Origin of the sequence: Bacillus cereus group sp. MG1 (genome assembly GCF_040460035.1) — a bacterium.
Classification (GTDB): Bacteria; Bacillota; Bacilli; order Bacillales; family Bacillaceae_G; genus Bacillus_A; species Bacillus_A cereus.
The window spans coordinates 1,421,442-1,444,081 of record NZ_JARVGY010000001.1; the positions used below are offsets into that span (position 1 = coordinate 1,421,442).

Sequence of the window (22,640 nt, forward strand, 5' to 3'; positions counted from 1 at the left end):
TATAATTTTTCTATATCCCCCCTTAACTTAAATATATGACCGAATTGTTCATTTGGTCATTTTTTTATAAAATTAAAAGGATTATCTTAGTTTGACAATCCTTTTAGTAAATAAAGTTCAAATAACTCTGCAATTTTTTCTTTTTCTAGCGGTTCGTGATTTTTTTCCCAATCAAAAATAAGCGATACATATAGACGAAGCATAATAAATGCTGTAATTTCTGGATCACATTTGCTAATTTCACCTTTTTCAATCGCAATCTTTAAATACGATTGAATAACAGAAACGATTTCCACATCAACTTGTTGCATCACTTCTTGTACTTCTTTCGTTCCCATATCGCGCTCTTCTTGAATTAATTTAATCATGAGCTGATGTTCTTTTCTAAATTCCAAGATGCTATATAATGCTCTATGTACATTTTCAAAAAATGAAACATCTGAACGAATTGCACTTTCTGCAACTTGCTTCATTTCTGTAATTAAATTAGAAATAATTTCACCAAATAACTCTTCTTTATTTTTGAAAAAAGTATAAATCGTTCCTTTCCCTACATTCGCTAACTTCGCTACTTGATCCATCGTTGTTGCTTTATAGCCGAACGCTGAAAAAGACTTTGTTGCAGCTTCAATAATAGAACGTTTTCGATCTATCGCCACATTGTCACCTCCAAAAATGACCAATTGGATAATATAGTCAATCAGTACATCTTTGATATTACCACACGCTTACATTCTATACAAGTTCTCTTTTTATTATTTCCAGTATAAAAAAATTTCAGTCAGTGTATATCATACTTTCCATAGTTTATCAGAAGAAAAGAGAAAAGGAAAAGATGTTCTAGAGATATACATCTTAAGAACACCTTTTTGCTATTTCAACATAGAAAGCATAATTTTCTCTAATTCTTCTTTATTTACATTCTTATCGAATACTGCTTCTCCTGGGTTCTCTAAACTATGATTAATAATAACGATTTGGTATGCACGATTTTTCCCTTTTGCTGGAACAATCATCTTCATACCTTGTAAATTCCTATCCGAGTTATGAGTCGCATAGAATATTTGATTACCTTCTAATTCGTACTGTTCAATATTTTCTTCTACAACAAATAAACCATGGAACGGATCTTTACTTTCTCCAAATACTTGTGATTGATAAGTTGTATAGTTTCCTTTTCCGTTTGTATACTCTAATTCTATAATTAACTCGGGTCTTCTCTTAATAAAACAACTTACCTTTTCATCCTTTAGATCGTAGCCTTCAATTGTGTAAGTTGGCTTCTTAATTTGAAAATCTACATGTTCCTGCGCTTCCTTTACCGTGTAATTTAAAGATTCTTCCACTTTGTCATTAAACGGTTTTGATTGATCATAAAGTGCATATAATTTTTCACGATCAGTTTCTGTTAAACGTTCTTCCCTAAAAAATATTGACTCGTAGTCAGAATCTCTCGGAGCACCTTTTTTCTGTATATTAATAATTTCTTTATACAATTTTATGTACTGTTGGAACTCATCTGTTGTTAAAGCCTTTTCAGCTAAATATAAATAATCTGTCTTATTTTCATACACTCTTGCTGAATACCTATATTCTTTTTTTGCATTTTCTTCTGTACCAAACAGCATATCTACAGCATGTTGGAAAGCATCCTTTGACTGCTCTACTTTATCCTTTTGTTTTTCTTTCCCTTCCGTTGCACGTGCGTTGAATAAAGAAAGGGATGCTATAGCAACTATGACAATAACTCCAAGTAAAGAAAGACGATACGATTTCTTTTGGAATTTTTTAATCATAATGATTCTCCTTTTTAGTGTTCGTTTATTTCTACTTAAATTTGCCAGGCTTGGTAATTGATAGGAATAGTGTTCTAAAAGGGTAATAATTGTATGACCGTATGCAATTTGTTCCTCTTTATCTATAAAAGTAAGTGCATATGCATCACAGGCTAATTCTTGATCTTCTCGCATACAAAAATAGGCGTACCAAAGAATTGGATTGAACCAATTTAATAGGATTAAACTGTACATAATCCAATTTACAGCTACATCGTTTCTCTTAATATGAGCTAACTCATGGTAAAAGACATATTGTAATTGTTGTTCATTTAATACTTTCATATGTTTTTTTGATAGTAATACTTTCGGGCGAAAGAAACTAAAAACCGTTGGACTTGCAATCTTTCCTGCAAGACGTAATAAAACTGCCTTCTTCATTTTCATAGACTGCTTACAGCGATTAAACACTGTAGTGACCTGTTCGTCCGTAATATCCGGTTGTTTCTTTATGTAAGAATATAAACGTCTATTTGTAAGAAACGTGATGGCTGCTAATATGATTACCCCAGCTAGCCACACATACAAAGCAAGTTTGTATAAAGAAAATGTAGTCTGTTTTTCCGAACTGACTTTTACTTCCGGTTCGCTAGTTTTTGTCACCATTTTAGAATTTGATTCCAATTCCACTTTTCGGTCGCTTTCTATGTTCACTATATTCTCAGTAGCCGGCATATTTTTTGGAATAACTTCCGATACGTGTTTAGTGCAAAATGAAAGTAGTGCATTATGCAAAATAAAAGGTTAACAGGCTGATAAATAAAAAATCATTGTCAGCACCCCTCTCGTTCCACTAACCTTCTAATTGTGAGAAAAGACAGTTAGAAGGAGGAGAAAGGATGCTTACAATGATTCAACAACATCATATCAAATATTTACACCAGTATAAAGGGATGTCTCTACGAGCCATTTCAAAAGAAACAGGGCATAGTTTTCAAACTGTGCAAAAATATGCGTATCTGGAGAACCCAAATACCGTTCCAACCTCAAGAAAAGTACACGGAAGCAAATTAGATCCTTACAAAGTACAAATTGATCAATGGTTAAAAGAAGATAAAAAGGTTCCAGTAAAGCAAAGACATACCGGAGCTCGTGTCTACAAACGCTTGATTGAAATATATGGTGGAGACCTCTCTGTTTCTATACGGACTGTTCAATATTATGTATCTCGGAAAAAGAAAGAATTGTATCAGAGTTGTGAAGGTTATCTCCCCTTACAGCATTCACCTGGAGAAGCGCAAGCAGATTTTGGCCATCTTGTTTATCTAGATGAAAAAGGAATAGAAACAAAAGGTTCCTATCTAGCGGTTTCCTTTCCTTATAGCAATGCCAGTTATGTACAAGTGTTGCCAGCACAAAACCAAGAATGTCTCTTACAGGGATTAAAGCAAATATTTGAATACACCGCAGGTGTACCTCATCAAATTTGGTTTGATAATTTATCAGCGGCAGTAACAAGTATTCCAAAAAAGGGAGAACGTATACTGACAGAACAATTTCAAAAGTTTTCATGTCATTATAATTTTCAACATGTATTTTGTAATCCAAACAGTGGCCATGAGAAAGGTCATGTAGAAAATAAAGTCGGTTATATACGTCGTAATTTTTTTGTTCCGATACCATCTATTCCAGATTTAGAAGCATATAATCAGGAATTATTACAACGTTGTGATCATGATATGAATCGCCGACATTATCGTAAAAAAGAACATATCGATAAGTTGTTTCAGGTAGATCACCAAGCTTTTATCCCTTTACCACAGGTAGCGTTTGATGTTCACCGTTTACAAAAAGCGAAAGCTGATAAATACGGGAAAGTTCGCTATGCAAAAAACATTTATTCTACCGCACCTGAATTTGCTCAAAGAGAAGTATGGCTCAAAGTTACTTATAAGCAAATTGAAATTTTAAATGAGAACTATCAAAAAATTGTAAGCCATCCACGTTTGTATGGAGAAGGATTAGAATCAATGAAGTGGATTCCTTATTTGAAATTAATGGTACAGCGTCCTAAGTCCATTCAAAATTTAGCTTTTTATGAAGAATTACCACATCCATGGAAAGAATATTTAACGCAAACAGCAGAGAAAAAGCGTGCAATACATGTATTATCTCAGATGATACATGAAGATGGAGATGCATCGATAGCGACAGAAGCGTTAATTCAAACACTACAAGGTGGTTGTCAAGATTCTGATAGCATTTTAACAACTTGGTATCGGTTAAATGGAAAATTACCAAAATGTGTGGATGTACCAGTTCCATCGGAACTTGAACAAAAAGTAGTATTTGAAATAGACTTTAAACGCTATGACAAACTCATGGTGGATGACGCTACATGAAAAATTCAATTGAATTCTATTGCCGAGAATTAAAGTTAGGAACCCGTATAGTGGAACAATATCCTTCTATTCAAGCAGCTACACATCAAGAGTTTTTGGAGAAACTGTTAGCTCTAGAAGTACAGCACAGGCAAATTAAGAAAAAGAATAGGTTGTTAAAACAAGCAAAATTCGATGTGATAAAGACATTTGAAAATTATAGTTTTACTGAAGTGGAACTACCAAAACAATTAAGTGTAGAAGACCTTAAATCGACTGATTTTACAACACGAAAAGAAAACCTTGTATTATATGGTGGGGTAGGAACAGGTAAGACACATTTAGCTACCGCTATAGGTGTAGAAGCTTGTAATCAAGGGAAAAGTGTAAAGTTTTATCGAACAGCTGCATTAGTAAACGAATTAATTGAAGCAAAAAATGCAGGTAAGCTATATAAAATGATGAATCAAATAGAAAAAACAGAGGTTTTAATCTGTGATGAATGGGGATATATACCGGTAAGCCAAGAAGGAGCGCAGCTCCTCTTCCAAGTCATTGCCAGTTGTTATGAAAAACAAAGTATTATTATCACAACAAATTTAGAGTTTAGTAAATGGAATAGTATTTTCCACGATGAACGATTAACAACTGCCATAATAGATCGTTTGGTTCATCATAGTTATTTGTTAACATTTTCAGGGGAAAGTTATCGATTAAAACATTCTTATATGAATTTATAAAATGAGTTGGGGTGCTAACAAAAAAAATTGCATTTCGCACAACTTTTTAGTTGCAGAACACACCGATACGCTAGAACTATAAGAAAGTAATGAGTAAATGCTATAAGAGCTATCTGGCGACCACGGTAAAAGGAGTCTTATCATTAATACGATCCACAGCATATATTGCCACCGGGGGGTTAATTTATTTCTGAATAGAACTTTTATACACAAAATAAATCCGACTAATATGCTAGCCATAAGTGACGTTTCTATAAGCCAATCAAAAAAATGAGGAAGGTATACATTTATAAGCGTGTTTATCATTTTTATCGATCCTTCCTCTTATTCTCCTCTGTCTTCTCATCTAAAATGCGTTTTAATTCATTAATATCTTCTGAAGATAATTTCTCCTCTTTTAAGAAATTAACAAGTAATGGCTTAAACGCTGCACCGCAAAAACGCTTTAGTAAAGATTTCGTTTCCACTTGCAAATAATTATCTTGTGATACTAACGGGTAATAAGCGTACATACGCCCTTTATCTTGATGGTAAGAAACGGCTTCCTTTTGCACTAATCGATTAATTAATGTGCGGATTGTTTTCGGTTTCCAGTCCATTGCATCTTCCAGTTCTTCTATAATTTCATTCGCTGTTTGCGGAGAATTCGACCAAAGCACTTTCATAATTTCTAATTCTGCTTCAGATATTTTAGGTAATTGATTTGTCATAGTATATTTCACTCCTAAGTATTACATTTGTAATCTATAATTAAGATTACAAATGTAATACTTAATTGTCAACCATATTTTAGAAAAATTAATTTCAGCTAAACCTTACTTACCAACAACAAAATTCCTCTTTTTCAAATAATCAAATAAAAAAACAAGAAAATCTTTACAATTAATAGTAATATAGAAAATAGACAAGTTTATCAAAACAGTGGAGGCTTTTTCAGTCATGATGCGTGCACTTCGTTTAAATATAAAGCAAGCTTTTTGTAATCGTGTTTCTTTAATTATTATGTTTAGTGGACTAGCTCTTATTTTTATTTACCATTATTATTATGTAATTCGTTACATTGGGGATGGAACGGATGCGTTTGTAACAACAGCTTTTAAATGGATTGGATTTCGCGACAATGAAATGGATGTTTATTTATTATTAATGCCCGTTATTGCCAGTTTCCCCTTTAGTACAAGTTACAATTCGGATAAATCAGATGGTTTTAAACCGTTTGTAAGTAAAGGGATTTCTTTGTTCCCTTATTCAGTAACGAAATATATTGTTACATTCTTTTGTGGCGGACTTCTTTATACATTCCCGTTCATCTTATCGTTATTATTTTGCAAATTAACCATTCCAGACGGAGAACCGACGGCTGGTTCAGGCATTATAAATGATAATGGGATGTTTGCAAACTTATATTACGAATCTCCCCTCACTTACATTACTGTATATATCGGAATTAATTTTTTATTTGCAGGTTTAATGGCCCTTTTAGGACTTGCTGCATCTGCGTGGTCACAAAAGGACTATATGGCGATTCTTTTCCCATTTGCAGTTGCCTCCATTCCATACGTCCTGCTAAATACGATATTCCCTACAATAGGCGGAGCTCCTTTTCATTTATATGACCCAAAACAACCTTTGCATGGCATGTCGCCGTATATTTTGACAATACAATGTGCATTCTTCCTCCTCGTTAGCTTAATCATGTATATACAAGGAGTAAAACGTGATAAAAAAAAATATAGAAGAAGGTTGCAAAAAAGAGAGCGGTGTAGAAAAGCGTTTCAAGTATAATAAAACCCTAATTTCCTTACTATATTGGAAATTAGGGTTTTATTTACTATTCACTTACGGTGTACCAGCCAATCCCCATAAAATAACAACCGCTACAAAATAAATCGCTTTAATACCTACAACTAAACATAATGAAACAATTGCATATTTACTTAATTCTCTTCTTGCACCTATTAAAGTGAAAATAACCGCCAAACTAAATGTTATATAAGAAGCTGCTGTATGTATTAAGTTATACGTAATATCTAGATTGCTTGTAAGTCCTGTTATATCAGCTACAAACTGAAGCATGATGATCGTACTAAAAAAAATTGCAAACTGATTCATTACCTTTCCATTTATTTGTAACTGCATTGTTGTCCCCCTTATTAAAAACTAAATATTCAATCAATTTTATCGTTAGATTACAAAAAAAGGAATCATCTCTTTATACTATTCTATAACGATGCAAAAAAAGAACGCTTAGTCACCTAAGCGTTCCCCACTTTAAGAAGCCTTCTTCAAATCAATTTGAGCAAGTACTGGGTCGTGGTCACTTACACGTCCGTGTTCTTTCATAATGTTTGAGTTTAAGTGTACTGGGTCTACAATTGTGTGTGGTGCGATGTTGTTTGTTACTAAAATATGATCTAACACTTGTGCATTTCCTTCGTGAATGTACGTGTAACGATTCTCTTTCGGCACTGTGTTTAACATATCTTTTAAGATTGTTCCCTCTAGTGTTTTTAGTGGTTTAGAGAATTCGAAATCGTTCATATCACCTAACACAACAACTGGTGCATTTGTATTCTTTTTCTGAATTCCTTGCACGAAATAATTTACTTCTTGTGCTAACTGAATTCGTTTGTCTTCACTCTTTAATACGAGCGGCTGCACTTTTCCAAATGGCGTTGCATCTCCTAGTTTTGAGTTTAAGTGATTTGCAACGACAACAATGTTTTGTCCTTGGAACGTAAATTCTACCGCTAGCGGTTTACGTGTACTTTCAAACAATGGATTTTCGTCTCCAATACGAACAACATTCTTATCAAGTAACTTCGGTACCGTCGCTAATTTCACGCGTGATGGATTATAGAAGAAGCCGACGCGAATATTCGCTCCTGGTGCTCCTCCATCTTGATTATTGTTTGGAGCGATTTCTACATACTCATACTTCGGTCCACGAATTTCTAGAACTGCATCAATGATACGTTTTGCGCTTAATGACGCATCTGTTGTACCGTCATTAATTGATCCGTTATTATCTTGCATTTCCTCTACACCGATAATATCTGGCATTTTTAAATTGTATTTAATAGAATACGCTAACGCTTTTACTTTTTCATCTGTTGTTTCTTTTTTATTCGCCGAGAAGTTTTCAATGTTATATGTAGCAACCGTTAACTTATCAAGACGTGGCTGAATATTTGCCCCTACTTGCTTAAATCCACCATCCACTACAGCTGGCAGTTCTGTTATTGGCGAAATACGGAAAGAACCGTAATCATATCCTACTACCCCTGTTATATCTCCAGTAAAAGTATCTCCTACTTTTGCTACATAATCGCGAGGTACTTTTACAGAAAGGCGCTCTGGGTTTAATTGATTTTCATCTAATAGAGGTGTGCCATATTGTGTTACTATTTTATCTCCACCATTTTTTACTGTTACATATAAATTTCCGTTTTTCTGAGGTGTAATAATTTTTGGTGTTGGCATCGTAACACGCATACCTTCTATACTTTCATAGAAGTCGATTGCATCTTCATTTGGATCAAATAAACCAAATGCATCATTATCAATAATCTGGTCCGGGATTTTCACACCGTTTTCCCCAAGTACAATCGGTGCTGGCAAAGATTGATCTTTTGCGATTACAGCAACGCGGCTCGCTTTAATTTCAGTCGTCGTTAAGTCTGTTTCAAATCGCTCTGCATATCCTGGTCCAACATATTCTTCTACTACTCCATCAACTTGAATAAGATCTCCTACTGCTACATTCACATCTTTTTTATATACGTACATACCTTCTGAAGTAGCTGGGTCATTATCTGGCTGATTATCTTCTATATAAAAGCCGTTTTTATCAAGCGCTGTGACAACGCCTTCCACATTGTTTACTTTCTTCCCGTTGTAAGGAGACATATGTGATTTCCCTTGAATGTCATGAATACGAACCTGTTCATTATTTACGATAATAAATGAAAATGTCGAAATTGCTGAAGGAGTAAGTCCTTCTTTTTCTGCGATTGCTTTCACTACACTATTTTCATTGACTATAATTTGTCCATTATAACGAACGCTTTTATTAGTAGGATTAGAGCCATCTAACGTATAGTAGATTGTTGCGCCTTCTGTATTCGTCGTTAATGTTACCGCTGTTCCTTTAGCAACTTCTCCACCGTTCGGTGAAGCTACTACATCGCTAACACGGTTTTGTCCTTCACCTTGAAACTTATAAGCTGTTACTGATTTTAGACCTGGGTTACTAAAATATAATTCAAGGGTCCCAGTCAAACTAACTTTCTTCCCGATATTTTCAGGGTGATCTTTTACATTCACTGCCGTTCTCACATCACCTTTCGGTAACTGAACGGGCATGATTTTGTCTGGATTCGTTTCGTTTGGCGAATCTGCAATTGCTACGTTTGTATCATCAAACTTAGCTGGATCCTTCGTATATTTAGAAGAACTTTGCGTATATCCAACAATATATCCTTCTACTATCCCCTTCGTTTTCCCTTGCTGCTTAAATACTTGAATTGCTTTTTCTACTGACATAGAAGCAGTTTCTTCTGCTTGCGCTAAAGTTCCAGTAAATGAAAGCAATAGCAAGAATGATAAAAAGACACTTAACAATTTCTTCACAGCCATTTTCCTCTCTCTATTTCATATTTTCTCAGCATTTCTATCATAACAAATGATTCGTTATATAGAACTATATTTCGACAAATTTTACAAAAGATTTATTTAATTTACAAGCTTTCAAACTATAATACAAAATAATAATTTTACACCTTCTACAAATACACTCTATAATGTTAGAGAGAAAACAGAAAATATCGAAAGTTTATTGGCATGTAAAATGGATTCATTTGAATAGGAGTGATTGGATGGAAGTGCAAACAGAAACATACCGCGCAGCTATGAATGGAACATTAGAACGTCATTTTTCAGATATGATTGCCGTTATACCAACTAGAATTACAATTGAGCAGTTAAAACAGCGACTAGAAACGATCGCTACTAAAGTTGATGATTTAAAAATTGTTTATAGTGATGAGACAAGCCTTATTGTTGAATTACATATGGGTGAAACAGTCATACCGTATGAACTGCATATTGATGAACCGAACGATCCAGAAGGATATAAAATGTACAATAGACAAGATGCTACAATCGTAGATCGTAATTTTGAAGATGCAGCTTTCGGCACTGAAATTTTCACTCGTACGCTATTTGTAGGCGATGTACTGGACTGCTTTTTCCAGCAGTTACAGTTCTTATGGAATCTCGCCCCAGATTTGTTATTTGTAATCGATTCAAGTGCAGCAATGAAAGTGATATCTAGAAGCTATATTGAATATCACGTTGAAAATGAATTATTACCTGACATTCCTGACTTATACGTTATTCATTCCATTTATGAAGACGATAAAGACGGTGAGCCTACGCAATATTGGTTTCATACACACGGTCTTTTAAGAGCAGGCGTAACTGAAATAGAGTTAATTATTCCAAATCGCATTTCTTCCTACTACGGCATTAGCGATCTCTTTCAAACATTTGCTAATAATGCCGTTGAGAATGGACAAGTCCCTATAAATGAGCCTATCGTTATCGCACATAGTCAGCAAGGTTCTATACATACAGTCGCTGTTCCGTGGGAAAAAGGATTATCTTATATAGGGCATAAAACGAGTATGGACCAATTATCTTCAATCGAGGATGAAGAAGTGAAACTACAACCAATAGATGCACAAAATACATTCTTAGGCGGTATGGATGACCGAGATGAATACCATCAATCTCCATCTGTTCTCTTATTCAAATTTAATACTTCAGAAGAATATATTGAAAGCTTTTTCCAAGAACACGAGGAAGCTACAGGGCTCATGTTCTATAAAACAAATAGTGAAACTGATCGTATGGCTTACAATGCGAAGAATACTTTCGGGTATTTCAGCAACATTTTTCACATTGAACAATCAAATGAAGATTTTCGTTTCCTTGCTAAATTTGGTGTATCCTACGAAGAGGGAAAAAGTGAACATATGTGGTTTGAAATGCAAAACATTACGGAAGATTTCATTCAAGGAATACTCATTAATGAACCATATTTTATAGAAGATATGAGTGAAGGAAATAGTTATCATTTAGATTTTGATAACTTAACAGAGTGGGTTATTTATGCAGGAGATGCTGTTATAAAGCCAAATAACTTATATATGTTTATTGGCGAATAAGTATTTTATATAATAAACGAAACGCCTTCAATATGATTGAAGGCGTTTCTTATAATTTATTGTGCGATTAATTCAGCATCTATTACTTTCTCCAAATGAGATAATACACGCTTTGCAGCTTCCTCACCTTGATTAATACAGTCTGGAAGTCCAGCGCCAGCATAGGAGCTACCTGCCAAGTATATACCTGGCAACTCTTTCTCCATAAATGTTGTGAGCTGTTTCATTCGCTCGTTATGGCCTACTGTATATTGAGGCATCGCTTCTTTCCAGCGACTTACAATTGTAAACTCTGGATCCTCTGTAATGTCCATCGTCTTCTTTAAATCTTCTAGTACGAGCTGAACGAGTTCTTCTTCAGTTTGTTCTACAACCGCTTCATCACCAGCACGCCCGACGTAGCAACGAAGGAGTGTTTTTCCTTCTGGCGTTGTATGCGGCCATTTTTTATGCGTCCACGTACATGCTGTAATGGTGTAATCGCTATTTCGTGATACGACAAATCCTGTACCATTAATATCACGCTGGATTGCAGACTTTTGGAAAGCAAGTGCCACATTTGCAACGGATGTGGATGGAATATTACGGAAGAAACGAAACTGCTTGTACTGAGCAAACATGGACGGCAATACTTTATGCGAAGTTGCCACTACGATGGCGTCCGCTTCTATTTCTTTTCCGTTACTAAGAGTAATTGTATAACCATCACCCTGTTTTGCAACTTTTTCAATGCGAGTTCCCTTTATTATCGTACCTTCATGCATCTTTACTTCGAGAGATTTTACGATAGATTCTAAACCTGTTTTCACTGTTTGGAACATTCCCTTTTTCGGTTCAGCTTTCTCTTCTTTCGGAGCGAGCGTACGCATACCGAGTGAAATACTGCGATGTTTCTGCTCAATCTGATACATTTGCGGGAATGTTGACATTAAGCTCATTTGATCAATATCCCCTGCATAAATACCCGATAGTAACGGTTCTATTAAGTTTTCAACCACTTCGTTTCCAAGACGATGTCTGAAAAATTGTCCGAGTGATTGGTCAGATACTGGCTTTGACCTCGGCATTAATAGATCAAAACCAGCTCTTAGTTTACCAATTGGGGAGAACAGCCCGGAAAATAGAAACGGCGTAATTTGCGTTGGAATTCCCATCATTGATCCAGTCGGCATTTTATGTAACCGATTGTTTACGAGGATAAATGATTGACCAGCTTGATTATTTACAAGTTCATCGCCGAGACCCAATTCTTTCACTAATCTAGCTGCACTTTCTTTTCGTGCTAAGAAAGAATCCGGTCCGCGCTCAATTGTAAACCCATCTTTTCGAACGGTTTGAATTTTTCCGCCAAGTTTACCCGATGCTTCTATAAGTAATGTATCAATCGGCAAGTTTTTTTCATGAATATTTTTTTGTAAGTTATACATTGCTGTTAATCCAGTAATACCTCCGCCGACGATCACAACTTTTTTCCTCAAGCAGGCTCCCCCTTTCTTCTTACAGTACAGATTCTTTTTTCTTTAATACAACATCTGTTAAACAATCAATAAATGCGTCCGATGCATTTGGCATTTCTGGACGATAATATTTCGCACCAATTTCATCCGTTACAACTTTACACTCAAAGTCGTTGTCATATAAAACTTCTAAATGTTCCGCAACAAATCCAACTGGTGCATATACGAATGAAGTATAACCGTGCTTTTCATTTAGTTCTCTCGTTAAATCTTGTACATCTGGACCAATCCAAGGATCTGGTGTGTTTCCTGCACTTTGCCAGCCTACTGCATAGTTTGCTACTTCAGCTCCGCGCGCGATATAATCCGCTGTTTCATTTAATTGATCTGGATATGGATCGCCCATTGCAATAATTTTCTCTGGTAAGCTATGTGCAGATACGATTAATACTGCTTTTTCACGCTCTGCATCTGACATACCGTTATATATACCTTTCACTGCATCAACCCAGTACTGGATGAATTTCGGCTCTTTATACCAGCTATCAATGCCGTGAATTGTTAAGTTTCCAAGTTTCTCAGCTTCTTCTTGTGCTCGTCCAACGTATGATTTCACGCTAAACGTAGAATAGTGAGGTGCAAGAACAAGTGCGATTGCATCTTGTATTCCGTCGTTATGCATATCTTTCACCGCATCTTCAATAAACGGTTCAATATGTTTTAAACCAAGATACATATGGTACTCTACTTCATCTTGTACTTCATTTAAACGCTGTTCTAACTTCTTAGCTTGCTCTAATGTAATAGTAGCTAAAGGAGAAATACCACCAATTGCACGGTAACGCTCTGTTAAATCTTCCAGCATTTCAGGACTTGGCTTTCTTCCTCTACGAATATGTGTATAGTAACGTTCAATATCTTCTTCTTTATATGGCGTTCCGTATGCCATTACAAGCAAACCAATTTTCTTTTTCATACAGCAATTCTCCTTTACTTCGCTAACTGCCCTTTAGAGTATTCATGAATAAATGTAGTTAAACGTTTTAATGTATCCGGATTTACTTCTGGGAATACACCGTGACCTAAGTTAAAGATATAACCCGGCTGTTTCATCCCTTGATCTAAAATACCTTTTACATGTTCTTCAATAACAGACCATGGTGCAAGTAAGAATGAAGGGTCCATATTACCTTGTACCGCCTTATGAACGCCACGTGCACGTGCTTCTTCAATCGGTAAGCGCCAGTCTAAGCCGACTACATCAAGCGGTAAGTCGTGCCACTCATTCACTAAGTGTGCAGCTCCTACGCCGTGCATAATCATCGGTACACCCATCTTACGAACTTCTGCAAAAATACGCTCCATTGCTGGTTTAATAAATACGCGATAATCTGCTACATTTACTGTTCCAACCCAAGAATCGAAAATTTGAACTGCTTTTGCTCCTGCGTTTATTTGCGCTTTTAAATATGTAATAACCATATCTGCTAGTTTATCCATTAAAGCAAACCAAGCTTTTGGCTCTGCATACATGAACGCTTTCGTATTATGGTAGTTACGAGATGGACCGCCTTCAATCATATAGCTCGCTAATGTAAATGGAGCTCCTGAAAAACCGATTAACGGTACGTCTAACATTTCTGTCGTTAATAAACGAATTGTATCTAGTATGTACGGTACGTCATCTTCTGGATTGATTTCCCCTAGTTTTTCTACGTCTTGTAAAGAACGGATTGGATTATCAATAACTGGGCCAATACCTGATTTAATTTCTACATCCACACCAATTGCAGGTAGTGGTGACATAATATCTTTATAAAGAATTGCTGCGTCTACGTTATATTGATCAACCGGCAATTTTGTAACGTAAGCACATAACTCTGGATTATGTGTAATTTCAAATAAAGAATACTTTTCTTTAATCTTTCTATATTCCGGCTGTGAACGACCTGCTTGACGCATATACCATGCTGGTACATAATCGGTACGTTCCCCCCTACATGCTTTTAAAAATGTCTCATTTATAGTTCTTACCAAGACCCTTGCTCCCTTCCTTACCAATGCTTCGAATACGTTCGATATTTATCTTTTTTTACTATACAGCTTGTAAAAACAAAATGCATAATATTATGTACGTTGTTCATTAAATTGACACAAACATTCTTAAAAACGCTTACTATTTTCACAACATTCTTATTATAACACAGAGAAAAACTATGGTTTAGCTACTTTTGACTTTTCTCCTTCACGATTCGTTTGTGTATTATATGGTACAACGTAAAAGCTCGGTTTTGAAAATATGTTAACGAACTTTTCCTCATATTCCCCAGCACCATTTACAGTGCTAACATGTGTATGAATTCCGTTCTCCACTCTATAGATTCGGTACATAATTCTGTTATCTGGAAGTGGTTTCCAACTTAATTTTGCTTTAAATAAACCGAAAGGGCTAAATGATAGTTTCATTTTTACATCTTCAATTTTGCGCAGTCGAATCGGAGCGCCGATTGTTTCCACACCTTCAGGCTTCATAAACTTCTCTTTATGTTCTACATTAGCCTTCGTTAAAATTTTCTTAAACAATTTTGTCGCAGATGCACTTTCTCCTTGCAACTGATGCTCCTTATCCGTACGGTCATAACCAATCCAAACAGCGCCTACTAAGTTAGGTGTATAGCCGACGAACCACATATCTCTTGCTCCCTTATCGTCATTTGGCAATGAAGTTGTACCTGTTTTTCCAGCTAGCGCACCGTTATATACACCAACTCTCGCTGTCCCTTCCTTCACAACTCCTTCTAGCATTTTCGTCATATACCATGCTGTCTGCTTCGAGAAGATTTTCGTCTCTACTTTTGGAGATTCCCCAATGACTGCACCGTGTCTATTTAATACTTTATCAATAACGTGCGGCTCAATTATATTTCCATTTGCTAAAAATGAACGATACATTTTTACAAGATCAAATGTTGAAACGCCATTTTTTAGTCCCCCAAGAGCTGTACTTAAACCAGCATCTGCAATATGGACATTTCCTTTTTCTAAATATTGCTTTCCTTCTTCTACCCCTAACTCATTTAATAGAGAAACTGCCGGTACGTTTGCCGACTCTAAAATCGCATCATACATCGTCATTTCTTTTGAATACTCATGATTATAATTTCGAGGTTCATACCCTTCAAAAGAATTTCTTTCATTTGTTAATAAAGAATACGGATTATACTTTTTCGTTTCTAGTGCTGGTGCATAAACGATAAGTGGTTTTAAAACAGATCCGGGCTGCCTTTTGGCAAAAACACGATTAAATCCTCTCGGGACGTACTTTCTTCCCCCAATCGCCGCTTTAATCCCTCCCGTACGATTATCCATTAATAAGAAAGCACCTTGCGCCCCTTCTTCTTTCCCAGGAAAATTCCTTGCATCTTGAAACTGGTTATATGCTACCTTTTGAATCTTTTCATCCATAGGTACGACAAACGTATATCCTCCGCGAAGTACTTCTTGATGAGACAACCCGTATAAACGAGCGGCTTCATCTATGACCATATCAATATACGGCATATATGCAAGCTCATTCTCATCTAAATTTTTATATAGAGCAATTGTCTTCCCTTGATAACGAACGCTTTCTTCTGCAGTCAAATAGCCTTGTTTATGCATAAGTGACAATACTAGATCGCGGCGTTCCTTACTCTTCTCTGCAGAATAGTACGGTGAATATCCGTTTGGTGACTTCGGAAGGCCTGCAAGCATTGCCCCTTCCTCTACTGTTAAATCCTCAACATTTTTATTAAAATACAACTTTGCTGCCGCTTGAATACCGTAAGCCCCATGACCAAAATAAATATGATTCATATACATTTCAAGAATTTGTTGCTTCGTATATTTTTGCTCTAATTGAAGAGAAATTGCGACTTCCTTCAATTTGCGCGTAAATGTTTTTTCACGAGTTAAAAAGACGTTTTTAGCGAGTTGCTGCGTAATGGTACTACCGCCCTCTACCTTCTCTCCAGCTAACGTATCTTTATAAAGAGCACGGAATATCGACGGATAATCAATCCCTTGATGCTCATAAAAACGAGAATCTTCCACCGCAACAAACGCCTGCTGCACATACTTCGGAATTTGCTCGATCGGTACAAGGTCTCTATTTTCTACGTATAATTTCGTAATTTCTTTCCCTTTCTGGTCAACGATACGTGATGAAGAGTGGAAAACGAGCTGCTTTTCATCCATCATATAGCCACCAGCTAACACGATAAGTTTATAGAGTACAATCGCTACTACGAACGTTGCGACGCCGCCTAATAAAGTCCACTTTACTTTCTTCATACATCGTCCTTCTTTCCAAATGATGGTACATTTATTATTTGAAAAAGAAGTATCTTTATGTATATAATCTTCGAAGTTTTTTAAGAGAGTTGATATAATAGAAACAAACTAGTAAGGGGGCATTAAAATGAAGGCTATTATTTCATACGAAACACCTCTAGAACAAGCACATTTCACTGCAAAAAATGATGAGGAAAATATGTTTTATAAAGAAAATACAGAAGAATCTGTAGAAGGTTCACTTCAGTATGACGTACTAGATGCTGTCGGTGAATTCAAAGGACAACCTGGCTATATCGTTTGTAACAACATTTCTGTAACAGACGAAGGTCGCCCTGTATTTGAAAACCGCTTTAAAAACCGCGCAGGCCTTATCGAAAACGAACCAGGATTCCAAGCGATCCGTGTTCTACGCCCATTAAGTAACGATACATATGTCATCTTAACGATGTGGGAAACAGAGCAAAACTTTAAAGACTGGACAGAATCACGTTCATTCGAAAACGCTCATAAAAAACGTCCCACGCAAGTAGAAGGAAAACCTCAGGCTCAAGCGCATCCACATGCAGAACAGCAAAAGAGTATTTTCTCTCGCCCTTCTTTTGTGACTACTTTTGATGTGTTAGTTTAATTTTTTTGAGTTTGGAGTTCGGAAACCACGGTATGTGAAATTATATCGGCGATTTTTCGAATATATCGGCGCAACTCGAATTATATCAGCGTTTTTCTGAATATATCAGCGCAACTCGAATTATATCAGCGTTTCTTCGAATATATCGACTTATCGACAAATCATGACACAAAAAGGAAACACCATTACACACCGGTGTTTCCTTTTTCTTTGTACCAATTATATATACGAAGTGAATCTTTTTTTCTCATATGCTTTACTTCATAACCCCGCCCAGCTACCGCTACAAGAGTTGTACATAATTCATCCTTTCTTTGAAAATACGATTGATTATAACCTACTGCTTGAACATGTCTTCTTCGCATTATTCCTGTATATTTCGAAAAATTACGATATACAACCGTTAGTTGATTTTCTCTTAATTCATAACCACCACTTTTATATCTAGCATACGCAAGTAACGAAAACACGATAAATAACGGTAAAATAAAAAATAAAGCAATATATTGTTTCAAATATATACTCACGCTAGCAATTAGAACTGTGAGTATGATACTTATTAACCAGCTCATAATGAAATAACGACGCAACGCTGTTTTTGGTAAGTGAGCGATCTCCGCCTCAATTTCATAAGGTAACTCTAAATATGTGAGCAGGTGCTGTACATCTTTTTTCTTCATAAAAGGATGCAACATCACTTCATTACTTGCTGCTCCAATACTGTGAATTGCTTCCACTTCAACAGCGCAATAACCAAATGGCTGGCGAAGCATACATTCTTTTACAGTAATCGCTTGAATTCGGTGCAATTTTAAGACAAATTCTTTCTTTTCAAATAACCCTTGAACGATACGAATTTCTTCCCCTTTTCGCTCAATTTTAAAGTTTGCATATTTCAACACATATCCAGCCGTGGAAATAATCCATGAAATTGCCATTAAAATTAATGCTATTACAATTAGTTTATAAACACCGTTTCCCATCACATACGCTTCTACTTTACTTGTGAATCCTTCAGGAAGAACAAAATCAAACTTTGTGTAAAGAAGTACCAGTCCAGAAAACACTAGTCCGAACTGACCAGATGTAATCGCTGCTGCTAAAACCTCTTTCGCTGTTAACTGATAAACCGTCTTGCTTTCTTCCTCTTCTATTTCTTCTTTTACAGTAGTTTCTTTCTTATGTAATAAAGAGATTAAATGTTTTGCCTCGTCTTCTTTAATACCAGCCAACATCACTTCTGGTTCACTACCACCACCCGCTACTTCTATATTTAACTTCATAAGCCCAAGCATCTGATAAATGACGTTAGAAGACGTACTAACATTTTGCACACGTTCTTTATTTAAATAACTTTCCTTCTTTACAAAAACACCGTGCTTTATATGTAAAATATTATTCTCAATCCAGTACACTTTAAAATACCATTTAATTGCTGAAAAAATAGCCATGATGAATAAAACAACCAGAAGGAAAAGATAAAATAAATACCAAGGTTCCACTTGTTCATCAGGTTTAAATAAAACAAGAATAATAAGTGGCAACAAACTCGCAACTCTAATACCTAACAATATCGTAATCGGATGTTGCCTCTTATACATCCTTATCACTCACTTTCGCAAGTTCTCCAATTTGTCTTTTTAGCTGTTCTGCTTCTTCTTTCGTTAAACCTGGAATACTATGAGAAGTTGCGGCTGTTGAAATGTGTAATTCTGCTAAATTATACTTTCTCATGATCGGCCCTTGCTCAATCGTTACGTGCTGCACACGGATCATCGGAATAAGTACGCGTTTTACAACGAACATTCCCTTTTGAATCTCAATCTCTTCTTCATTTAATCTGTAACTATAATAGCGCTGACGTAAATTTGGAAACACAAAATAATCAAGTGGAATAAATGTAATAGCTCCTGTTACTAATAGTCCAAACAACCAGCCCCACCAGTTAAAGTTAATCATAAAAAAGAAATACGCAATTACGACTGTTAGTATAACTGCCGTCCCAATTAAAGCGTGAATTCGCCACACTTTCAGCATATTAGAATGAATCTCCCTTTCTAACGGCTGCATCTCATCACTCCAATTCTATGAATTTATTACTTATATATTATCAAAAAATAAGATTTCATATACATTTTTGTAAATTTATAGTCAAATAAAAATATATGAATCAAAAGCAGATTAAAGAAAAACATACCTCAGTTTTGAAAATTATATATTATAAATATGAATTATATTGAACTAAAATAAACCTTACATGATTCATGTAAGGTTTATCGTTTTATACACAATATATTTCATTATTGTTGAGATATACTAGCATCGCTTTCAATTCGCTTTTCTTTTTGGCTCAGTTTTTTATCTTTAGATTTTTTTAATGTTAAAGTCATACCAATAAAAATAAAAAGAATTCCTGTTATTTGCATTAAAGTTGGACGGAATCCAGTAAGTACAGTATCTAATAATATTGCCACTGCCGGATCCAAAAAAACTAATATTGAGATTGTTTTTGTAGATAAATAGCGTAAACTATCAAAAAACAGATAATATACTATCCCTGTGTGAATAAAACCAGTAGCTATAATATATGTCCAATTACTTTGAGTGAGGCCACTAAAAGCATCTAAATCTATAAATGGTATTAAAAGAAATATCCCCAAGAATGTTTGTAAAAATGTCATTGCATACGCACTCATTTTGTTAATCCCTTTACCAAATAAAGTTGTAAATGCATAAAAGAGAGCTGCAAGAAATCCCCATATCATACCTGAAGACATTAATGAACCGACAGAGAAACTTCCATCGATACCAGCAATTAATAAAGCTCCTGCAAAACACACAACTATTGAAATGATAGATATTAATGTTAATTTTTCTTTAAAGACGATACTTCCAATTAACAGTACAATTACTGGTGCAAGATGATAAACCGAGATAGCAATTGTAACTGACATATTTTCAAAGGCTTTAAATAAGAAAACCCAATTAAATACTAAGAAAAAGCCACATATTAAAACTTGAATAACTTCTTTTCGTTCCCATTTATCTTGTTTATATTGCCCTGTAAGCAACCAGCATACACTTAAAAATATTGTCGCAAAAATACACCTTACAAACACTAATTCAAACGAAGGTAAGTTTGTTTGAACTGAAAAAAATCCAACTGATCCAAAGATAACCATTGATGCTATCATCTTTAAAGCCGGTACCGTTTTCTCTTGCTTAAAACTTTTTTGAAGCAAATTAATCCCCCTCCAATAAAAACTCGGTTTATAGTGAGAAAAACACCAGCCTAAAAAAGGACAGGTGCTTTTCCTCAAAAACACTCAATTATAAATTTTTCCCAGCAGTCCAACCACCATCAATTACAAAATTAGAACCAGTAATAAAGCGGGCCTGATCAGAAATCAAGTACTCAATACATGAAACAATATCCTGCGGCAACCCCCAAGTATCTAAAGATTGATTACTTTTTATCATAGACATCAAGGCTGTATTACTAAAGTATTCTTCTGTAAGTTCAGTTCTAATAACACCGGGAGAAATGCTATTCACCCTTATATTTTGCTTTCCAAATTCCATAGCCATCTGTTTAGTCAATCCGATTAAAGCATGCTTTGATGCAACATAAGCAGCTCGCTCTGGTTCAGCCATTAATCCAGAAACCGATGCTATATTCACAATACAACCTTTTATTTTCGATTCACACCATCGCTTAGCTACTTCCCTAGAAAGGATAAATGGGGCTACTAAATTTACATCAATTACTTTTTTAAACATATCATCGGATAAATGTAAAACAGGTGTTATCTCTCGAATACCAGCTGCATTTATTAATATATCAGGAGAAAGCTTTTCTAAATCTAATTGAGTAAACAGATTATGAATCGCTTCGCTATTACTTAAATCAATTTGCACTACTTTCAAAGGCATATCTGTTTTCATATAATCTATTAAGTTATTATTATTAATATCAAGCGCTATTACATGAAATGATTTTTCTAAAAAGTATTTTATACAAGCATGACCTATACCGCTATTGGCTCCAGAAATCATAATTATTTTATTCTCTCTCATTTTGTCTCCTTATAAGAAAATGTTACTAATAAAATATCACGAAAAGCCTCCGTACTACATTCTGTTCCAAGTGGCGTTACGGCATGGAAGACCTTTTGTCCAAATACTAAAGTTTCTAAAGGCTCCTTCAAACTTATAAACTGATTAATTTCCCGAGGAGAATTAGCTATTAAATTATCTCCACCAATAGCTGTATTACTTAAATTCATAAGGTGTAAAAACACTACTGGTTCATCATCTTTATGTAACCAAATAGGTGAACTAAAAGATGGTCTTTCTTTAGTAGCTTTATATCTTACTTGATGTAAACCTATAATTAAGTCTTTACTTGTATCTATTATATTTGTTTTAAATGCAAATTCAGTATCGAAGCGCACGATATTTTGAATTAAAGGATTACATAAAAAGCTATCATTTATGCTATTGAACTGTCTAACTTTCCCGCCATCGTCATAGTTATATTCTTTAGATTGGAAGTAATCATTACTATTATCTAAAATATAATCTGGTGAATCAACATACTTTATATACCTTGAATAAGATCTAGCACGACATTCACCGTATGCATCATCTTCCAAATTATAATAATCTAACTGTGCTTGTGTTAATAGACGATGATTCTCTTCCTCTTGTAAAAAGATTTCATTTGAAATTTCAAGGAATCCTTTAGATTCAAATTCATGTACCTTTTCTTCTATGCTAAAGCCACTCATTTTACTAAGAACAAACGTCATTATAAAAACCTCCACACTATTGTATTTTTCTATCTCACCCTATGTTAGAAATGCAATAAGTAACCGAGATTCTTGCTTAATAAAATTAAAAATTATGATATTCAATTAATACACCAAATGAAATATACGTAATTCATTAAAATTATTTATTAAGCAATATTATATATCCTTTCGGGTATTTTTTCTAATTATCTGAAGATTTATCAACATTAGTCTTAATATTCAAAAATAAAGAAATAGATTTTTCAGAAAGATAAAACTGCGCGTATTGCAATTATTTATG

At 35.0% G+C, this 22,640-nt stretch carries 19 protein-coding genes and 1 pseudogene; 5 read left to right on the forward strand and 15 right to left on the reverse strand.

All coding sequences use genetic code 11. The features are described from left to right. Positions 1-86: 86 nt before the first annotated feature. Together QCI79_RS07355 and QCI79_RS07360 are read right to left on the reverse strand one after the other, a co-directional pair. Positions 87-659, reverse strand: coding sequence for a TetR/AcrR family transcriptional regulator (locus QCI79_RS07355; RefSeq protein ID WP_000963381.1), 573 nt, complete (start codon positions 657-659; stop codon positions 87-89). A 213-nt stretch (positions 660-872) separates the two neighbouring features. After that, on the reverse strand, positions 873-2,510 hold the full coding sequence (locus QCI79_RS07360) for a M56 family metallopeptidase (protein ID WP_353842241.1): 1,638 nt from the start codon (positions 2,508-2,510) through the stop codon (positions 873-875). Between the two features lie 164 nt (positions 2,511-2,674). Between QCI79_RS07360 and istA the strand changes: the two genes are divergently transcribed. Both istA and istB read left to right on the forward strand, forming a co-directional pair. Then, a complete protein-coding gene (gene istA / locus QCI79_RS07365; RefSeq protein ID WP_021727481.1) occupies positions 2,675-4,177 on the forward strand; it encodes an IS21 family transposase in 1,503 nt (500 codons plus the stop codon). Beyond that, complete coding sequence (istB, locus tag QCI79_RS07370) at positions 4,174-4,896, forward strand: IS21-like element helper ATPase IstB (protein WP_021727480.1); 723 nt, start codon at positions 4,174-4,176, stop codon at positions 4,894-4,896. The genes istA and istB overlap by 4 nt, the downstream gene beginning before the upstream one ends. Positions 4,897-4,959: 63 nt before the next feature. On the opposite strand, the pseudogene QCI79_RS07375 reads toward istB, so the two are convergent. Together QCI79_RS07375 and QCI79_RS07380 are read right to left on the reverse strand one after the other, a co-directional pair. Then, positions 4,960-5,202, reverse strand: a pseudogene (locus tag QCI79_RS07375) (M56 family metallopeptidase); the annotation flags it as partial. A gap of 2 nt (positions 5,203-5,204) precedes the next feature. Next, entirely contained in the window at positions 5,205-5,606 is a 402-nt protein-coding gene (locus QCI79_RS07380; RefSeq protein ID WP_000184503.1) for a BlaI/MecI/CopY family transcriptional regulator, read from the reverse strand. 229 nt (positions 5,607-5,835) lie between these two features. On the opposite strand from QCI79_RS07380, the gene QCI79_RS07385 reads away from it, so the two are divergent. Next, positions 5,836-6,681: a hypothetical protein gene (locus QCI79_RS07385; protein WP_000984162.1), complete on the forward strand. Its 846-nt coding sequence runs from the start codon at positions 5,836-5,838 to the stop codon at positions 6,679-6,681. Between the two features lie 54 nt (positions 6,682-6,735). Here QCI79_RS07385 and QCI79_RS07390 read toward each other — a convergent pair whose 3' ends face one another. Together QCI79_RS07390 and QCI79_RS07395 are read right to left on the reverse strand one after the other, a co-directional pair. Continuing rightward, positions 6,736-7,035: a hypothetical protein gene (locus QCI79_RS07390; protein ID WP_001176844.1), complete on the reverse strand. Its 300-nt coding sequence runs from the start codon at positions 7,033-7,035 to the stop codon at positions 6,736-6,738. Between the two features lie 132 nt (positions 7,036-7,167). Beyond that, a complete protein-coding gene (locus tag QCI79_RS07395; RefSeq protein ID WP_000279281.1) occupies positions 7,168-9,534 on the reverse strand; it encodes a DUF6359 domain-containing protein in 2,367 nt (788 codons plus the stop codon). A gap of 239 nt (positions 9,535-9,773) precedes the next feature. Between QCI79_RS07395 and QCI79_RS07400 the strand changes: the two genes are divergently transcribed. After that, a complete protein-coding gene (locus QCI79_RS07400; protein WP_000453717.1) occupies positions 9,774-11,126 on the forward strand; it encodes a DUF4026 domain-containing protein in 1,353 nt (450 codons plus the stop codon). Between the two features lie 56 nt (positions 11,127-11,182). Here the strand turns inward: QCI79_RS07400 and hemY are convergent, their stop codons facing one another. The 4 genes from hemY to QCI79_RS07420 all read right to left on the reverse strand — a co-directional run bounded on the left by hemY (position 11,183) and on the right by QCI79_RS07420 (position 16,915). Beyond that, complete coding sequence (hemY, locus tag QCI79_RS07405) at positions 11,183-12,604, reverse strand: protoporphyrinogen oxidase (RefSeq protein ID WP_001228110.1); 1,422 nt, start codon at positions 12,602-12,604, stop codon at positions 11,183-11,185. Between the two features lie 19 nt (positions 12,605-12,623). Next, complete coding sequence (hemH, locus tag QCI79_RS07410; protein WP_000726800.1) at positions 12,624-13,559, reverse strand: ferrochelatase; 936 nt, start codon at positions 13,557-13,559, stop codon at positions 12,624-12,626. A 14-nt stretch (positions 13,560-13,573) separates the two neighbouring features. After that, positions 13,574-14,620 (reverse strand): uroporphyrinogen decarboxylase, encoded by a 1,047-nt coding sequence (gene hemE, locus QCI79_RS07415; protein WP_000252605.1) that lies wholly within the window; start codon positions 14,618-14,620, stop codon positions 13,574-13,576. 177 nt (positions 14,621-14,797) lie between these two features. After that, positions 14,798-16,915 (reverse strand): transglycosylase domain-containing protein, encoded by a 2,118-nt coding sequence (locus QCI79_RS07420; RefSeq protein ID WP_021728485.1) that lies wholly within the window; start codon positions 16,913-16,915, stop codon positions 14,798-14,800. 127 nt (positions 16,916-17,042) lie between these two features. Between QCI79_RS07420 and hmoB the strand changes: the two genes are divergently transcribed. After that, positions 17,043-17,546 carry a heme-degrading monooxygenase HmoB gene (hmoB, locus tag QCI79_RS07425; protein WP_000644052.1) on the forward strand — a complete coding sequence of 168 codons (504 nt, stop codon included), beginning with the start codon at positions 17,043-17,045 and terminating at the stop codon, positions 17,544-17,546. Positions 17,547-17,731: 185 nt separating this feature from the next. Here the strand turns inward: hmoB and QCI79_RS07430 are convergent, their stop codons facing one another. The 5 genes from QCI79_RS07430 to QCI79_RS07450 all read right to left on the reverse strand — a co-directional run bounded on the left by QCI79_RS07430 (position 17,732) and on the right by QCI79_RS07450 (position 22,357). Next, positions 17,732-19,147: a PH domain-containing protein gene (locus QCI79_RS07430; RefSeq protein ID WP_071699947.1), complete on the reverse strand. Its 1,416-nt coding sequence runs from the start codon at positions 19,145-19,147 to the stop codon at positions 17,732-17,734. Then, positions 19,140-19,616, reverse strand: a complete 477-nt coding sequence (locus QCI79_RS07435) for a PH domain-containing protein (RefSeq protein WP_001182725.1) — start codon at positions 19,614-19,616, stop codon at positions 19,140-19,142. Before QCI79_RS07435 ends, QCI79_RS07430 begins: the two co-directional genes overlap by 8 nt. Before the next feature lie 230 nt (positions 19,617-19,846). After that, positions 19,847-20,788 carry a DMT family transporter gene (locus QCI79_RS07440; protein ID WP_000939630.1) on the reverse strand — a complete coding sequence of 314 codons (942 nt, stop codon included), beginning with the start codon at positions 20,786-20,788 and terminating at the stop codon, positions 19,847-19,849. Positions 20,789-20,876: 88 nt separating this feature from the next. Next, the gene (locus QCI79_RS07445; protein ID WP_001208941.1) at positions 20,877-21,623 is read right to left on the reverse strand and encodes an SDR family NAD(P)-dependent oxidoreductase; all 747 of its coding nucleotides are present in this window, start codon (positions 21,621-21,623) and stop codon (positions 20,877-20,879) included. Further along, positions 21,620-22,357 carry a 2OG-Fe dioxygenase family protein gene (locus tag QCI79_RS07450; RefSeq protein ID WP_000144819.1) on the reverse strand — a complete coding sequence of 246 codons (738 nt, stop codon included), beginning with the start codon at positions 22,355-22,357 and terminating at the stop codon, positions 21,620-21,622. The genes QCI79_RS07445 and QCI79_RS07450 overlap by 4 nt, the downstream gene beginning before the upstream one ends. Positions 22,358-22,640 lie beyond the last annotated feature (283 nt).

Excerpts from the sequence above, each read along its gene's own strand:
- QCI79_RS07360 (WP_353842241.1), bottom strand. The coding sequence starts at position 2,510 with ATGCCGGCTACTGAGAATATAGTGAACATAGAAAGCGACCGAAAAGTG.
- istA (WP_021727481.1), top strand. The coding sequence starts at position 2,675 with ATGCTTACAATGATTCAACAACATCATATCAAATATTTACACCAGTAT.
- istB (WP_021727480.1), top strand. The coding sequence starts at position 4,174 with ATGAAAAATTCAATTGAATTCTATTGCCGAGAATTAAAGTTAGGAACC.
- QCI79_RS07380 (WP_000184503.1), bottom strand. The coding sequence starts at position 5,606 with ATGACAAATCAATTACCTAAAATATCTGAAGCAGAATTAGAAATTATG.
- QCI79_RS07385 (WP_000984162.1), top strand. The coding sequence starts at position 5,836 with ATGATGCGTGCACTTCGTTTAAATATAAAGCAAGCTTTTTGTAATCGT.
- QCI79_RS07390 (WP_001176844.1), bottom strand. The coding sequence starts at position 7,035 with ATGCAGTTACAAATAAATGGAAAGGTAATGAATCAGTTTGCAATTTTT.
- QCI79_RS07395 (WP_000279281.1), bottom strand. The coding sequence starts at position 9,534 with ATGGCTGTGAAGAAATTGTTAAGTGTCTTTTTATCATTCTTGCTATTG.
- QCI79_RS07400 (WP_000453717.1), top strand. The coding sequence starts at position 9,774 with ATGGAAGTGCAAACAGAAACATACCGCGCAGCTATGAATGGAACATTA.
- hemH (WP_000726800.1), bottom strand. The coding sequence starts at position 13,559 with ATGAAAAAGAAAATTGGTTTGCTTGTAATGGCATACGGAACGCCATAT.
- QCI79_RS07420 (WP_021728485.1), bottom strand. The coding sequence starts at position 16,915 with ATGAAGAAAGTAAAGTGGACTTTATTAGGCGGCGTCGCAACGTTCGTA.
- hmoB (WP_000644052.1), top strand. The coding sequence starts at position 17,043 with ATGAAGGCTATTATTTCATACGAAACACCTCTAGAACAAGCACATTTC.
- QCI79_RS07430 (WP_071699947.1), bottom strand. The coding sequence starts at position 19,147 with ATGTATAAGAGGCAACATCCGATTACGATATTGTTAGGTATTAGAGTT.
- QCI79_RS07435 (WP_001182725.1), bottom strand. The coding sequence starts at position 19,616 with ATGCAGCCGTTAGAAAGGGAGATTCATTCTAATATGCTGAAAGTGTGG.
- QCI79_RS07445 (WP_001208941.1), bottom strand. The coding sequence starts at position 21,623 with ATGAGAGAGAATAAAATAATTATGATTTCTGGAGCCAATAGCGGTATA.
- QCI79_RS07450 (WP_000144819.1), bottom strand. The coding sequence starts at position 22,357 with ATGACGTTTGTTCTTAGTAAAATGAGTGGCTTTAGCATAGAAGAAAAG.